The organism is Synechococcus sp. H60.2, from assembly GCF_047462315.1.
Taxonomy (GTDB): Bacteria; Cyanobacteriota; Cyanobacteriia; order Thermostichales; family Thermostichaceae; genus Thermostichus.
Map to the genome: position 1 here is coordinate 13,965 of NZ_JANSIZ010000040.1, position 14,428 is coordinate 28,392.

At 60.3% G+C, this 14,428-nt stretch carries 12 protein-coding genes; 4 read left to right on the plus strand and 8 right to left on the minus strand.

Features of this window, described 5'->3' with window-relative positions; all coding sequences use genetic code 11:
• Positions 1 to 27 precede the first annotated feature (27 nt).
• The gene (locus NW845_RS07865) at positions 28 to 687 is read left to right on the plus strand and encodes a M14 family zinc carboxypeptidase (protein WP_414377995.1); all 660 of its coding nucleotides are present in this window, start codon (positions 28 to 30) and stop codon (positions 685 to 687) included.
• Between the two features lie 187 nt (positions 688 to 874).
• The gene (locus NW845_RS07870; RefSeq protein WP_414365129.1) at positions 875 to 1,405 is read left to right on the plus strand and encodes a universal stress protein; all 531 of its coding nucleotides are present in this window, start codon (positions 875 to 877) and stop codon (positions 1,403 to 1,405) included.
• Here NW845_RS07870 and NW845_RS07875 read toward each other — a convergent pair.
• The 5 genes from NW845_RS07875 to purM all read right to left on the minus strand — a co-directional run bounded on the left by NW845_RS07875 (position 1,402) and on the right by purM (position 7,523).
• Positions 1,402 to 2,835: a DUF4340 domain-containing protein gene (locus NW845_RS07875; RefSeq protein WP_414377997.1), complete on the minus strand. Its 1,434-nt coding sequence runs from the start codon at positions 2,833 to 2,835 to the stop codon at positions 1,402 to 1,404. The two genes, NW845_RS07870 and NW845_RS07875, sit on opposite strands and share 4 nt — an antisense overlap.
• An 18-nt stretch (positions 2,836 to 2,853) precedes the next feature.
• On the minus strand, positions 2,854 to 4,422 hold the full coding sequence (locus NW845_RS07880; protein WP_414377999.1) for a GldG family protein: 1,569 nt from the start codon (positions 4,420 to 4,422) through the stop codon (positions 2,854 to 2,856).
• A 24-nt stretch (positions 4,423 to 4,446) separates the two neighbouring features.
• The gene (locus NW845_RS07885) at positions 4,447 to 5,232 is read right to left on the minus strand and encodes an ABC transporter permease (protein ID WP_414365124.1); all 786 of its coding nucleotides are present in this window, start codon (positions 5,230 to 5,232) and stop codon (positions 4,447 to 4,449) included.
• On the minus strand, positions 5,229 to 6,263 hold the full coding sequence (locus NW845_RS07890) for an ABC transporter ATP-binding protein (protein WP_414365122.1): 1,035 nt from the start codon (positions 6,261 to 6,263) through the stop codon (positions 5,229 to 5,231). The genes NW845_RS07885 and NW845_RS07890 overlap by 4 nt, the downstream gene beginning before the upstream one ends.
• Before the next feature lie 204 nt (positions 6,264 to 6,467).
• Positions 6,468 to 7,523: a phosphoribosylformylglycinamidine cyclo-ligase gene (purM, locus tag NW845_RS07895; RefSeq protein ID WP_414365120.1), complete on the minus strand. Its 1,056-nt coding sequence runs from the start codon at positions 7,521 to 7,523 to the stop codon at positions 6,468 to 6,470.
• A gap of 145 nt (positions 7,524 to 7,668) precedes the next feature.
• On the opposite strand from purM, the gene NW845_RS07900 reads away from it, so the two are divergent.
• Positions 7,669 to 8,772: a septal ring lytic transglycosylase RlpA family protein gene (locus NW845_RS07900; protein ID WP_414378001.1), complete on the plus strand. Its 1,104-nt coding sequence runs from the start codon at positions 7,669 to 7,671 to the stop codon at positions 8,770 to 8,772.
• On the opposite strand, the gene NW845_RS07905 is transcribed toward NW845_RS07900, so the two are convergent.
• The 3 genes from NW845_RS07905 to NW845_RS07915 form a co-directional block, all read right to left on the minus strand.
• Positions 8,773 to 9,795: a response regulator gene (locus tag NW845_RS07905; RefSeq protein WP_414371619.1), complete on the minus strand. Its 1,023-nt coding sequence runs from the start codon at positions 9,793 to 9,795 to the stop codon at positions 8,773 to 8,775.
• 11 nt (positions 9,796 to 9,806) lie between these two features.
• Positions 9,807 to 12,836, minus strand: a complete 3,030-nt coding sequence (locus tag NW845_RS07910) for a PAS domain S-box protein (protein WP_414378003.1) — start codon at positions 12,834 to 12,836, stop codon at positions 9,807 to 9,809.
• A gap of 195 nt (positions 12,837 to 13,031) precedes the next feature.
• A complete protein-coding gene (locus NW845_RS07915) occupies positions 13,032 to 14,030 on the minus strand; it encodes a ribose-phosphate pyrophosphokinase (protein WP_414378005.1) in 999 nt (332 codons plus the stop codon).
• 131 nt (positions 14,031 to 14,161) lie between these two features.
• On the opposite strand from NW845_RS07915, the gene NW845_RS07920 reads away from it, so the two are divergent.
• Complete coding sequence (locus NW845_RS07920; RefSeq protein ID WP_414365112.1) at positions 14,162 to 14,305, plus strand: hypothetical protein; 144 nt, start codon at positions 14,162 to 14,164, stop codon at positions 14,303 to 14,305.
• Positions 14,306 to 14,428 lie beyond the last annotated feature (123 nt).

The window sequence follows — 14,428 nt, forward strand, 5'->3', positions numbered from 1 at the left end:
GCTGCTCAACCCTCGGGCTCCCCGCATGTGCTTGGCTACTCTCTGCAAGGGCGCCCCATCCACCTCTGGCAGCTCACCCGCGGGATTCGCTCGTTCCTGCTAATCGGTGGGGTACATGGGGATGAGGTGGAGGGCTACGGCTTAATCGAGCGCTACCTGGCTTCTGGGAAATGGGGATCCTTGGAGAGCAAGGCTGCGCTTTGGGCGATCCCCCGTCTGAACCCGGATGGCTGTGCCCTAGGGCAACGGCTCAATGCCAACGGCGTGGATCTTAACCGCAATCTGCCCACGCAAGATTGGGTTGCGGCCTCTTTGGAAGCTCGCTATCCGCCGGGGCCAGCCCCAGGCTCCGAGCCCGAGACACAGGCGTTGTTGGCAAGTTTGGCCCAGATTCGGCCTCAGTTTATCCTTTCTGCCCACTCCTGCCAAAGCAATCCCTGCGTAAATTACAACGGCCCTGCTCTCGAGCTGGCCCAGGCGATGGCCGCTCACAATGGCCTGCCGGTAACGGACGACATTGGCTATCCCGCCCCTGGCTCACTGGGCACCTGGGCGGGACAGGAACGGCAGATCCCCACTCTGACGCTGGAACTCCGGCGGGGCACTCCCCTCGACCAAGTCTGGCAAGAGCAAGCCGAGGCGCTGCAGGCGGTGTTGGAGTGGGCGGCCCAGGACGATGCGTTCTGACCTGTGTCAAGATCTCTGAACTTTCATTGCCAACCCGACAGGTCATCCGAGATGCCCGCGGTTTTCTCGCCCAGATCTTCTACAACACAGATAGATGAGGGCAAAGAAAAGAGGAACTTGGAGTCGAAACCGAAGTCAAACCTTGTCTTTCTTTTGCCCATCTGTTAGCCATTTGGAGGAAGTCGGTATGTTCAGCAGGATTTTGGTGGCGGTGGATCGGTCGGAGCTGAGCGAAGGGGTATTTCAGCGGGCCGTCCAGGTGGCGAAGGCCATGCAGGCCAGCATGATGATCCTCCATGTCCTGTCTCAGGAAGAGCCCGGAGCTCCAGAGCCACCCATGATTCTAGGTGTAGATTACAGCTCCACCATCAGTGCTGAGCTATGGCAGTCTTATCGGGAGCAGTGCGCCATCTTCGAGCAAAACCAAATAGACTACCTGCGCTCGCTGGTGGAGAAAGCGGCTGAGCAGGGGATCCCTGCTGAGTACAACCTCCACTATGGCAACCCTGGTCGGGTTATCTGCGACTTGGCCCGCTCTTGGAATGCGGATCTAATCGTGGTGGGCCGCCGCGGCCACTCCGGCTTGAGCGAGCTGTTCCTAGGCAGCGTCAGCAATTACGTGCTCCACCGTGCTCCCTGCTCGGTGCTCACCATTCAGGGGGAAGCTTTGAGAAAGGGATCCCAACCGCAGGAGAAGCAAGCGGCTACCCCCGCTTAAGGACTTTGGGGAGAGGCGGTGGGAGGGGAGCTCTCTGGCTGGCTTTCCTCCTCAGTAGTGGTCTCCAGGAGACGCTTAACCTCCGTTTCTATGCTGTTGAAGGTGCTCAGGTCGATGACAGCAACATCCGGCTGGCGGCTGCTTTGGGCGTAGGCGCGCAGGCCGGAGGAGGTCAAGCGTAGAGTCAAGGGCTCCTGATCCGTGTCGGGCTTGGGCTCAAAGGTCAGCTTCAGATCCGGCTCGGCCAGGGCTTTTTGGGCGTCGGGATCCGTTTCCGGCACGAACTCCTTGGCGCGGGCGGCGTTGAGGCTGGAGAAGAGAGAGCTGAGATTTACAGGCTGGCCCGGTCGCTCCGGATTTTCCCAGCGCAGCTCCAGGGATCCCTTCTCCTGGGGCAGGGGGTTGAGGGTAACCCGCTCTCCTTGGGATTCCAGGGTGACTTGACCCACCTGGTTGGGGTTGAGGTGAGCAAGGCGGTGATCCCGCAACTCCTCGAGGTCGGGGCGAAGGATGTCAGCAGTAGTGGTGAGGAGGGTAGCCACTGCCGGGTGCTCGGAGGTGATGACATAGACTTGACCGTCTTTTTCCGATCCCAAGGCCACGCTCAGGGTTTTGCCGTCTTTGAGCTCAACGCTTAGCTGAGCAGAAGGCTTCTCCAGACCATAAGGAGCCAGCTCCGCCTTGGTTTCAGCCGGGAACTCCACCGCCTGCAGGCGGGATAAGGTGTTGAGCAGGCGATCGACGTTGAGGTCATCGGCGGGCAGCTCCCTGGGCTCAACGATCTGCCAAGTATCTTCTTGCCGCTGCAAACGAACAACCTCTGGATCCGCCTCGGCCAACTGCACCTGCAGAGACTTCACTGCCGCCGTCTCGAAACGCAGCAGAGTCTTGTCCCGCAAAGCCAGCAGGGAGGGGAGCAGGGATCCCTTCTGGGCGCTGGCCAAGAGCACAACCTCTCCGCCTTCTGGCTGAGCGTAGAAGCCGGAGCCATCGAAGTTGTCGTTGCCGATGGCCAGACGGTAGGGATCCCCTTCTTTGGGGAAGAGGGCAATCTGGTGGCGCGGCTGATCCAGGCCGAAAGCCCCCAAATCCTCGGCCCCTTCCAGCGTGATTTGAGGCGTGAGGCGGGAGAAGGTGTTGAGAAGTTGCTCCACCGGGAAGTCCAGCGCCGCTGACTGGATGGGCTGGCGGATGCGCCAACGGGATTCCTCTTCTCCTTCTGGGGCCCGCTCCAGCAGGATAACTTCTGGCTGGCTGTCTTTCTGTTGGTGGATCTCGATGCGGGCAATGGTGTCGGGGGCAAAGTGAAAGAGCCGCGCCCGCTCCGCCTGCTGCTGCTGCCGCAGTTGCTGGAAGTTATCGAAGAGGAAATACCCCAGCAGAGCAGCCACTGCCAAGCCCAAAAGAATCCAGGTGCTGCGCTTGAACATGCTTGTCCTCCTTCGGCCCTACCGCCTTTGCCACCAGAGCCCAGCCCCTGCTCCCAACGCCACCAGCGGCAGCAGTACCGTCGATCCCAGCACCAGCCAGCGGAAGTTTTGGCCGGTCAGGGTGAGACGGCGATCGGTAATGGATTTGGGGCGGATGGAGATTTGTTCAGTTCGCTCGGTGAGCCAGTTAACCGTGTTGAGGAAAAGATCGCGGTTGCCCTGCTGCCTCAGGTTGCCGTCGAGGGCAAAGTTGACGTTGCCGATCACCACCAGGCGGGCCTCGGTCGGCGACTCCTGGGCTTCTGAGTTGTTCTGATCGCCTTTCACCTGCCGGGTCAGGGCTACGCCCAAGGTCAGGGGGCCGGGCTTGTCTTGATCCGGGTCAAATTGCACGGGGCCAGCTTCCAGGTTGGGGCTGGTCTCTCCCCAGCTCTGCGGACTGCTGCGCAGCAAGGGTGTGGCCTGGATCCCTTCGCGGGCTTGGGTTTCCACCGAACGGGCCAGCGGAAAGAGGGTCATCAGCCGCTGCTCGGCCAAGGGGGCGGTGATGGGGTGATCCCCGTAGGTGGTAACTAGGGCAACTGCCGGCCCCGTGCCCAGGAGTTGGCTGACGCTGCTCACCTCGATAAGGATGTCATCTCCCAAAACCACGCCCCACTCTTCCAGCAAGGGATCCAAGCCGGCATCCACCCGCGGCCCAATGAGCAGCAGCAGCCGTCCTCCCTTGGCCAGGTAGTCCTGCAGCTTCTCCACCTCGCCGGGGAAGAGAGCCCGCTGCGACCCCGCCAACACCAAAACCTCTGTCTCGTCAGGGATCTCGGCCTGCACCAGGTTCAAGGGCTCCACTCGGTAGCCCTCCTGTCTCAGGGCTGCCACGGCCTGGGCCAGGGTGGGGGTGCCTTCCCGCGCTTCTAGGCCCACTTCCCCATGCCCTTGCACGAAATAGGCCAGCAACTCCCCGCGGTTGACCACTTTAGACAAGACGGGGGTCAGTTTGCTCTCCAGCTCAGGGGCAGGGGGCTGGGGCAGTTGCTGCCGGCTTTCTCCGGCCTCCACCACCAGGGTGTTGTTTTGCGTCACCTGCAGCCGCTGAATGGTGAGGGGATCCCGATTGGGATCGACAAACGCAAACTGGAAGCGCTCGGGGTTGAGGCGGCGGTAGCGCTCCAGTTGTTCCCGCAGGTTGGGATCCGGCGCCGTGGTAACCACCCAGACTTTGACGGGTTGCGCCAATCCCTGCACCAGTTGCCGGGTTTGAGGCGAGAGGGTAAACAGGCCCTCCTCGGTGAGATCCAGGCGCAGGTCGTAGCGCACCGCTACCACATTCACCAGCACCAGGATGACGGCCATCGCCGCCACCGCCACCAGGATGTTGGCGTTGGTCTGGGTGGAGCGCAGCCCCAAGAACAGGCTCACCTCCTGCCGGTGGGTGAAGCCCCAAACCACCACCAGAGCCAAGCCCGTGGCCATGAGGCTGAGGGGCACCGCCGTCCAGCCGGTGAGAGCGGATCCCACCAGCAGGCCGATGGCAATCCCACCAAGGCCGACGATCCCCGCCCAATCTGCCAACGCCCGCCAGTCTTTCATCACCGCACTTCTCCCAACACAACCCTAGCTTTGCTGCCAGCGCAGGCTTTCTACCGATTGCACCGTGGCAAACAGCCCCAGCACGATAATGCTGAGGAAAAGGACGATGCTACTGCTGCTGAGGATCCCTTGCACCCAGTTGCTATATTGCTGCAGCAGAGAAATATGCCTCAGGGTAGCGGCAATCCAGTTGTTCTCCTGGCCGGCCGCCGCGTCGATCACCCAGAGCAGCAGGATTAGCCCAAAGGTGGCCACCGCCGCGATAAGGGTGCTGTCGGTCAGGGAAGAGATGAACAACCCCAAGGCCATGACACTGCCCGCCAGCAGAGCAAGTCCCACATAGCCCATTAGGGTTAGGCGGTAGTCCACTGCCGGGGTGGCGCTGCTCAGCACCAGCACGTGGTAGACCAGCGGTGGCAACAGCAGCGTCATAAAAAACACCCAGACCGCCAGCCACTTGCCCAGGGCCACCTCCAAGTTGGTAATGGGGGAGGTGGCCAATAGCTCCATGGTGCCCCGCCGCCGCTCTTCGGCGTAGGAGCTCATGGTGAAGATAGGCAATAAAAATAAGGAAAGCGTGCCCAGCAGGTTGAGAAACTGCTGCGACAGGATGGTGGCGGCATCAAAAGGGTTCTCTTGGCCAAACTGGGCAAAGAGATCCACCTGCTGGGAGAAGTTGATCACCCGCACCAAGATGTTGACGAAGAAAAACCCCGCCAGCCCCCAGAGTACTGCCGCCACCACATAGGCAATGGGGGAGGTGAAGTAGCCGCGCAGTTCTTTGCGAAAAATGGCCACTGCTCCGTTCATGCTGCTTCCTCCAATGTGCCTGCGGATCCCTCTTGGGTGGTGAGCTGCAGGAAAATCTCTTCCAAAGAAGCCTGGGGACGACCAATCTCGTAGAGGTCGATCCCCGCCTGCACCAGGGCCCTGGCCACCTCCGGGATCCAGCCTAAGGACTCTGTCCCGTTGTCGCGAACGGCAGCAACGTTGCTTTTAAGCTGCACCTGCCAGCGAGGGGGATCGGATCCCAGGGGCTGCAAACTCACCACCTCCACCTGGGGCAGGTTTTGCAGGGCCGCCCGAATGGCCGTTTCCTCAGGGGCGCCCACCACCAGCTTCGCCTGCTGCCGATCCTGCACCTGTGCCGTCAGCTCGGCGGGCGTGCCGATGGCCGCCACCTGGCCGCGGTTGATGATCACCACCCGGTCGCAGGTCATGCTCACCTCCGGCAGGATGTGGGTGGAGAGGATGATGGTGTGCTCTCCCGCCAGGCTCTTGATCAGGTTGCGCACCTCGATGATCTGCTTGGGATCCAGCCCAATCGTGGGCTCGTCCAGGATGATCACCGGCGGGTCGTGCACCAGGGCCTGGGCCAGGCCCACCCGCTGCTTGTACCCCTTAGAGAGCTTGCGGATCAAGGTGTGGCGCTTGTCTTCCAGACTGCAGCGGCGGATCACCTCGTCCACCCGCCTGGGCCGGTCGCCGGGGCTGACCCGCTTGATCTGGGCAACAAAGTGCAGGTAGGCCTCCACCGTCATGTCCGGGTAGAGGGGCGGGTTTTCCGGCAAATAGCCGATGCGCTGCCGCACCGCCATCGAGTTTTCGTGGACATCAAACCCGGCCACCCGCGCCGTCCCCTCGCTGGCGGGCAGATACCCGGCCAAAATGCGCATGGAGGTGGTCTTGCCGGCGCCGTTCGGCCCTAAAAACCCCATGATCTCGCCGGCGTTGACCTGGAAAGAGATATCGCGAATGGCCGTAAAGCTGCCGTAGGTTTTGCTCAGATGCTCCACTTCGATGGCAGCCGTGGTTGCAGGAGCAGTGGATAAACCTATCATCGGCGGCTCCTAACCTAGAGGGTCAGCGTGAGTTGGCCAACAGCCCAAGTCCGTAGATGCGAAAGCGCGCAGCCCTTGTTTTGAAACAGGCAGAAGTTGAGAGCAACAGAGGCGGCAGCGCTGAGGCCATCAGCAAACTTAGCACAGAGGCGGCGGGGATAAGCAAACGGCAGCGGGATCCCCTCCCCCCTTTTGGTGGGGTGCTCAGGGGGCCAGGGATCCCCACGCTTCCAACCCCAAGACTCGGCTCTCCCCAGGGCGGGCGGCCACCACCTCCCCGATGGGAAAGGCTTCGGGCAGCAGTGAGCTCACCTGATCTTCCGCCTCAGGGGGCACCACCAGCACATAGCCCACCCCCAGGTTAAAGGTGTTGAACATCTCCAAAGTCTCCACCTGGCCCTGCTCCTGCAGCCAGAGAAATTCCTGTGGGATGGGCCAACTGTGGGGCTCTAGTCGCGCCGCCTGGTCAGGAGCCAAACAGCGGGGCAAGTTTTCCGGGATGCCGCCGCCGGTGATGTGGGCCATGCCGTGGATGGGGATCCCTGCTGCTTGCAGCCGCTGCACCGCCTGCACGTAGATGCGGGTGGGGGTGAGAAACACCTCCGCCAGAGGCCGATCCCAACCAGAGGGCTGGTGATCCCAGCGCCAGCCCCGCTCGGCCACAATCCGCCGCACCAGGCTGAAGCCGTTGCTGTGCAGGCCGCTGCTGGGCAAAGCCCACAGCCGATCCCCAGCCTGCACCCGCGAGCCGTCGAGAATGTCCGCCCTCTCGACAATCCCGACACAAAATCCCGCCAGGTCGTACTTGCCGGGCGGATAAAACCCCGGCATCTCCGCCGTCTCTCCCCCCAGCAGTTGGCAGCCGGCCTCCTGGCAGCCCTCCAGAATGCCGTCAATCACCTGCCAGAGAGCTTCCGGCTCCAGCTTGCCGGTAGCCACATAGTCCAGGAAAAACAGCGGCTTGGCTCCCACCGTCAGCACATCGTTGACACACATGGCCACCAGGTCGATGCCCACTCCGTGGTGCTGCCCCCACTGCTGGGCAATCTCCAGCTTGGTGCCCACCCCATCGGTACCGGCAACCAAAACCGGCGCTCGGTAGCCTGCTGGCAGCTCGAAGAGGCCAGCAAACCCCCCAATGCCCCCCAAGGTTCCTGAAGAACCTGAAAACGGGACTTTAGTTCGTTCAACGCGCTCGCGAATCCCCTTGACAAAGGCGCGGCCCAGATCGATGTCAACCCCTGCTGAGCGGTAGTCCAAGATGACGAAAATCCTTGTGCTGACGGAACTTAGGCTTTTGCCCTCGACCGGGCAAGCTTGTCAACTTAGAAACCTATGGTACATTAACTTCTGTTTTACTGTCGCATTGGATGTTGTACAGGAGTTTCGAGAGGAGCGCGGCCTCATGCGAAATTGGAAGCGGCTTGGACAGGGACTGGCTCCCGCCCGCCAAGTGGGCTTAGTCGGCTGTCTCTGTGTTACGGCTCTCAGCTTGCCGGCAGGCATGTTGGGCAGCCCAAACTCGCAGGCACAAGCCTCAACTCGCAGCGGATCCCCCAGCGCCAGAGCAACCCAGCCATCCCCCAAAGCCCACTCGCTCTCCCCGGCAACCGACCTTGTCTCCCCTTCCCAACCCAACGCTCCCCTGCCGGCCAAACTCGGCACCTTGCACTCGCAGGACTCGGAGTCTCTCCTCCTATCTCGCCAGGCGATCCCTTCGCGGCCAACAGAAGAACCCACCCTCAAGATCGGCGAACAACAGCAGCAAACCAGACAGCCCATCTCCACCCTCTACGACTACCAGATGGATGGGCGGCAGGTGGTCACCGTCTACGTTCGGGATCTACCTGTTGTCAGCTTTGTCGAGCAACCCGGGTTGGAGTCGCCGCTGCTGCGGGCCAGCACTCTGGTGGCCCGGCTCAACCAAATGGCCCAGGGATCCCTGAAGGACACGACCATTACCCTGGCTTGGGCAGAGCCCCAATCCGGGGATCCCCTCTACGCAGTTCAGGTCAACGGCGAGGAATTGCTGCGCATCGACGAGGGAGTCCTGCTGCCAGATAACCAACGCCCGGTGGATACAGCAGTTTTGGCTGCCAATCGTCTGCGCCGTCTGCTGCTGGATGCGCCCCCCATTTCGGCTCCGGCCCTACCTCAACCGGCTGCTCTCGCCGCCAAGGCCACTGTTGTAGGCCCTAAGCCAGAAACAGCCGCTCAACCAAAACCTGCCCCTGTCCGTACCGTCGGGCCTGTGCAGGAAGGGATCGCCTCCTGGTATAACCTACACCCCACCCGCCATGAGATGACGGCTGCCCACCCCACTCTGCCCTTCGGTACCGAGGTGCGGGTCACCAACCTGAGTAACGGGCGTCAGGCCGTCGTGCGCATCAGCGATCGCGGCCCCTTCATCCCCGGTCGGATTATCGACCTCTCCCTACGGGCAGCAGAGGCCCTGGGGATGGTGCGCTCTGGGCTGGCGCCGGTGCGGGTGGAAGTGGTGCAGCGCTAGCTAAGGCACGGGCGAAAAGCGCTTGGAGTCGGGCGAGTAGCGCCAAGAAATGCCGTCGGGATCCCGGCTGCGGCTCCACTCGGGAAACCCACTCTTGAACTTCCAGTAGGTGATGGCGGAGACCACTACCCCCAACCGCTCTGCTAGCTGAGTCTGGTTGAGGGGGCGCAGTGTTACCCGCGGCACTGTAATCGCCTCCTCGGCAGCGACAGGGCTGGGCAGGGGAGCGGGATTGGCCACCGCTGGGGGGGGCTCGGAGAGGGTAGCCGTAGCTATGGCCGCCGGTTTCTCCTCTTCCAGCAGGCGACTCCGGCTGGGCTCCTGGGGCCGCAACAAGCTAAACTGACTCAACAGCCCGACATTTTCTAGGTTTAGCAAATCTTCCAGGTTAGAGGTCTGATGAATCAGTTCCAGCTCGCGGTGAAACTCTTCCTCCAGCACCCGCAGGTAGTACTGCCACTTCTGCTCCGACTCTGCCTCTTTGAGCAGGCCTAGGGCAAACTTGAGCTTCGAGAGGAGCTCACTCAGATCTTGCAAGAATTTCTTGAACAAAGTGCCCTTGACCTCTGCAAACTGCTGCAACTGCTGCAGCTTTTGTCGCAGCTCCTCCAGCCTTTTCTCCTCCAGCCTGCGGCTCTCTAGGCTCTGGCGGTGGTTGTGCAGGGCAATTTCGATGGCGGTGTAGAGCTCCCGCTCTTTGAAAGGTTTGATGATGTAGCCAAAGGGCTGCGTCTCCTTGACGCGCGAAAGAGTGTCCTCATCAGCGTAGGCCGTCAGGTGCACCACCGGAATGTTGAAGCGCTCGCCGATTCGCTTGGCGGCTTCGATGCCATCGATATCTCCCTTCAAGACGATGTCCATCAAGACCAAGTCCACCGACATTTCCTCCAGCCGTCGGATTGCTTCTTCGCCAGAGGACGCGATGGCCGGCACCGCATAGCCAAATTTTTTCAGGACGTTGGCAATATCCTTGGCGATGATCTTCTCGTCTTCGACAACCAGAATGCTGCCTTTGGCAAGCATGGGAACTTTCTTCAAGGCTGGCTCCTTGGAAAGGTGATGATGAAAGTGGTACCCGACTTGTTTCTCAATTCTATCTTGCCCTGGAGCTGATCGGTGAGGGTCGCAACCAGTTGTAAACCTAAAGATTGAGTTTCCTTGAAATCGAAGTTGCGGGGCAGACCAATGCCGTTGTCAGAGACGCGCAACTGAGTATGGGTACGGGTTTGCTTAAAGTGGACGTCGATCTGACCACTGCGGCCTTTGGGGAAGGCGTATTTGAGGCTGTTGGTGACCAGCTCATTGATGATCAGGCCACACAAAACTGCGTCGTCGAGGTTGAGGCGGATCCCTTCGGCGCGGATGCTGGCGCGAATGATCTCGGGGTTCACGCCGTAGGAGCGGAAGAGATTGGAGATTAAATTGTGGAGGTACTGCTTCAAATCCACAGCAGCCAGGTTGTTGGACGGGTACAGGCCCTCGTGGATCAAAGACATCGCCTGAATGCGGCTGCCGGCGTCCTTAAAAACGCGGGCATACTTGTGGCTTTTGATTTGATCCGCCTGGAGCCGCAGCAAGCTGGAGATGATCTGCAGGTTATTTTTGACACGGTGGTGGATCTCCCGCAGCAGAATCTCTTTTTCTTGCAGGGCTGCCTGGATCTGCAGCTTCGCCTGTCTTTCTTCAGTAATATCTTCGCAAATGCCAATAACGAAGAGGTTTTTGCCTTCGGGATCCCGCACTGCCGAGACCGCCAGGCGGCACCAAACCACCTTGCCGCTGCGGTGGATGTAACGTTTTTCCAGGTGGTAGCGATCCCGTTGGCCGTTCACAACTTCCTGGAAGAGTCGCCAATCTTCCTCGATATCGTCCGGGTGGGTGAGGTCGCAGAAACTCCTGCTGACCAATTCGGCAGCGCTGTAGCCAAGGATCTCTTCCAGGGCGGGGTTCACCTTGAGGTAACGGCCTTGTCGGTTGACAATGGAAATGCCCAGGGCCGACTGCTCGAAGATGCCCCGCAAGCTCAGCTCGCTTTGGCGCAGGGCCGCCTCCGCTTGCTTGCGCTCGGTGATGTCCAGGATTTGGCTGAGAAAGTAGCTGGGATCCCCTTGGGCGGTGCGCACCAGGGTGATGCGGAGAAGGGCGTAGACGATTTGCCCGTTCTTGTGGATGTAGCGCTGTTCCTGTTCGCAGTGGTGCACCTCGCCGGCCAGTAGGCGGTTGGTGCTCTCCAGGGTGGCGGCAATGTCGTCAGGATGGGTGATGTCGAGGACGGTTTTGCCTTTGAGATCTTCTAGGGTGTAGCCTAGGGTTTCGGTGAAGGCGGCGTTGATTTGAAAATAGGTACCATCCAGGTGGGTCATGGCCTTGGCAATCGGGGACCACTCAAAGGATTGGCGGAAGCGTTCTTCGCTTTCTCTGAGGGCGATTTCTGCCTCGACACGGGCGCTGATGTCGATCACCTGGTTGAGAAACTGGGTGGGCTGGCCGGCTTCATCGGTAAGCAGGGTGGCCTGGAACAGCACATGGACAACCTGGCCGGAACGGTGGATGTAACGAATCTGCCGCTGGCTGATGGAGACTTTGCGTGTCAAGAGGGCCTCGTTGGCCGCCAGCAGTTGGTTGACATCGTCGGGGTGGAGGATGTCCAGTTGTTGCCGACGCTGCAACTCTTCGGGGGTGTAGCCGACGATCTGGGCAAAGGCCTCGTTGACCTGGATAAATCGCCCCTGCAAATCCACCAGGGCAATGCCGTTGGGAGCCAGCTCAAAGATCTGCCGGAAATGGTTGGCGCTCTGTTGCCAGGCTTGCTCTATACGACGACGTTCGGCTTCCAGTTGCTTGGACTCGGTGATGTCTTCGACGATCCCTGCCACCCGGTAGAGTTTGCCCTCTTTGTCGAGGATGGGAAAGGTGCGTTCCCGCAGCCAGAGGATGCAGCCATCGGGGCGGCAGAGGCGAAAAACCACATCGGTGGGTTGGCCCTGAAGTTGGGCTTGAAAAATGGCGGGGAACAGCCAGCGATCGTCAGGGTGAATGTGGCGCATCCAGGCCTGGGGATTGGCGTAGGCCTCTGCAGGGGAAAGGCCCCAAATGGCTTCACAGGCGGGGCTGACGTAAATCAGCTCTTTGCCGCAAAGCGTTGAAATCCAAAACAGTTGCTGGCTGTTCTTAGCCAGTTGCAAAAAACGATGCTCGCTCTCTCTGCGGGCTTCCTCCAGTTGCTGTTGCCGTTCTTTAAGCTGGCGGGAGGCCGTGATATCGGTAACAAACCCTTCAAAATAGAGGGGCTCCCCCTGCTCGTTGTACAGGGTGCGGGCGTTTAAAGAAATCCAGATTTTTTTGCCGTCCTTGCGGCACACCTGCTGCTCGGCCTGCACGACCTGGCCTTCCTTCAGCATGCGCTGTACGAACTCAGATCGCTGCTCCGGGTCGCCGTAGATCTGAGAGCCGATATCGGAGACGTGGCGCATCAAATCTTCTGGGGATTCGTAGCCAAAAATATGGGCCAGAGCCGGGTTGGCCACTAGATATTTCCCTTCTGGAGTCGTTTGAAAAATACCTTCGACAGCGTTCTCGAAGATCTGTTGGTAGCGGGCGGCAGTGCTGCGGCTGTGCTGCAGTTGCGCCCGAAGTTCCGCGAGGGCTTTTTGCTGCTCCTGGGCCTGGAGCAGGATGTGTCGCAGGCTGAGGGCGATGAGGTTGATCTGTCCCCGTTCGGGGAGACTCAGTGGGCGAGGGCACTCCCCCAGCAGGTGAAGTGTCGCCAGCCACCTCCCGCCCTCATCCAGCAGGGGAAAAGCTTCATGAAAGGGCCAAGATTCGGGGGGGCTGAGCGGCTCGTTGCCAGGGATCCGCTGGGGGTCGCGGTAGAGGATCCCTTTTGTAGGCGAGTCGGGATCGGATCCCGGCTGGGCCAGTTCTAGATAGACCAAGGGGACGTTCAGCAGTTGCCCCAGCAATTGCAACAGCGGGTACAGCGCTGCAGCGGACTCCGTCTTCAGTTCAGTTTGAAGGGACGGCTCTTCCCTAGCGGCGGCCTGTCCGGCAACAAAACTGTTCACAGCGGATCTTGGTGACCTAGAAATGGGAGGCGACATGGGAAAAACTCGGCTGGGAAGTTAGCTCTACCCAGTCCATCACGATAGATGGGGGGCACCTGTTGAGTTGGTCTTCACAGGGCAAAAAGCAAAGGATCCCCGCTAGGTACGCCCGTTCCGCACCCACTATCTATACTTTAGCGATGCTCTGGAGAAACCTTAGTGAAACATGCTGCTGACGGAGCTGTCTTCGTGAATGCGCCAGATCGCCTCTCCCAGCACGTTCGCCACCGAGAGGACGGTCAAGCCTGGAAAATGCCGCTCTGGAGGAATGGGGATGGTGTTGGTGACGATCACCTCTTCAAACAGACCGCCCTGCAGGCGTTCGATGGCCGGATCGGAAAAGACAGGGTGGATGGCGCAGGCATAGACCGCCTTGGCTCCCGACTTGCGCAGCAGCTTCGCCCCTTCCGAGATGGTGCCTGCCGTGTCAATCATGTCATCTACGAGGATGGCGATTTTACCGCGCACATCGCCAATGAGGTTCATGACTTCCACGTCGTTGTGGGCCTGGCGACGCTTGTCAATGATGGCCAGCGGAGCTTCCTTGAGTTTTTTGGCAAAGGCACGTGCCCGCGCTACCCCTCCCACATCGGGAGAGACGACCACAATATCTTCGTCAAGTAGGCCTTTTTCTTTGAGGTAAGCCTGCAGTACCGGCTGGCCGTAGACGTGGTCGAGGGGAATGTCGAAGTAGCCCTGGATCTGGGCCGAGTGCAGATCCATGGCCAGCACCCGGTGTGCCCCTGCCTGGGTGATCATATTGGCCACCAGCTTGGCGGTAATGGCTTCCCGTCCGGCGGTTTTGCGGTCGGCGCGGGCGTAGCCGTAGTAGGGCAAGACGGCAGTGATCTGGCGGGCCGAGGCGCGGCGGCAGGCATCGATGATCACCAGCAGCTCCATCAGGTGATCGTTGACCGGGCGGCAGGTGGGCTGCACCAGGTAGACATCGGCGCCGCGAATCGACTCCTGGATTTGGATGTACAGCTCACCATCGGCAAAGCGCTTGCGCAGCATCGGGCCCAGATCCAGGCCCAAGTAACGGGCTACTTCCTGGGCTAGGGCTGGATTGGCGCTGCCTGAGAAGATTTTAAGGCGGTTACTATCTGAGATGGGTGGCAGGGGAGAAGGGCGAAGCAGAGGAGCAGGGCGAACCACAGATCGACGCTGAACTCGTCCGTAGCCAACGCCTGACGGCGAGCTGACGCTATCGTAGCACTGGCGCTTGCAACTTTAGCAACTGTATTCTTCGGGATTTTGGGTCTCGGAGGCAGGTTAGCATAAACGGGATGAAGGTGGAGCTGCTCCACATCCACAAGCACTTTGGGGCGGTACAGGCAAACCGCGATGTGTCTTTGCGGGTGGAGGCAGTCACGATGCACGGTCTGCTGGGGGAAATGGAGCCGGCAAAAGCACCTTGGTCAAGATCCTGAGCAGCTTTCTGCGCTGCGATCTAATGCGATCTAAGGAGAGATTTGGAATGAACTACCCCACCGCGTAGGCGGGTGGGGTTTCCTCACCCGCTTGGCAGCAGAGCTTTTGTCTCTTCTTCTGCC

Excerpts from the sequence above, each read along its gene's own strand:
- NW845_RS07880 (WP_414377999.1), bottom strand. The coding sequence starts at position 4,422 with ATGAAAGACTGGCGGGCGTTGGCAGATTGGGCGGGGATCGTCGGCCTT.
- NW845_RS07875 (WP_414377997.1), bottom strand. The coding sequence starts at position 2,835 with ATGTTCAAGCGCAGCACCTGGATTCTTTTGGGCTTGGCAGTGGCTGCT.
- NW845_RS07905 (WP_414371619.1), bottom strand. The coding sequence starts at position 9,795 with ATGCTTGCCAAAGGCAGCATTCTGGTTGTCGAAGACGAGAAGATCATC.
- NW845_RS07920 (WP_414365112.1), top strand. The coding sequence starts at position 14,162 with ATGAAGGTGGAGCTGCTCCACATCCACAAGCACTTTGGGGCGGTACAG.
- NW845_RS07900 (WP_414378001.1), top strand. The coding sequence starts at position 7,669 with ATGCGAAATTGGAAGCGGCTTGGACAGGGACTGGCTCCCGCCCGCCAA.
- NW845_RS07885 (WP_414365124.1), bottom strand. The coding sequence starts at position 5,232 with ATGAACGGAGCAGTGGCCATTTTTCGCAAAGAACTGCGCGGCTACTTC.
- NW845_RS07890 (WP_414365122.1), bottom strand. The coding sequence starts at position 6,263 with ATGATAGGTTTATCCACTGCTCCTGCAACCACGGCTGCCATCGAAGTG.
- NW845_RS07870 (WP_414365129.1), top strand. The coding sequence starts at position 875 with ATGTTCAGCAGGATTTTGGTGGCGGTGGATCGGTCGGAGCTGAGCGAA.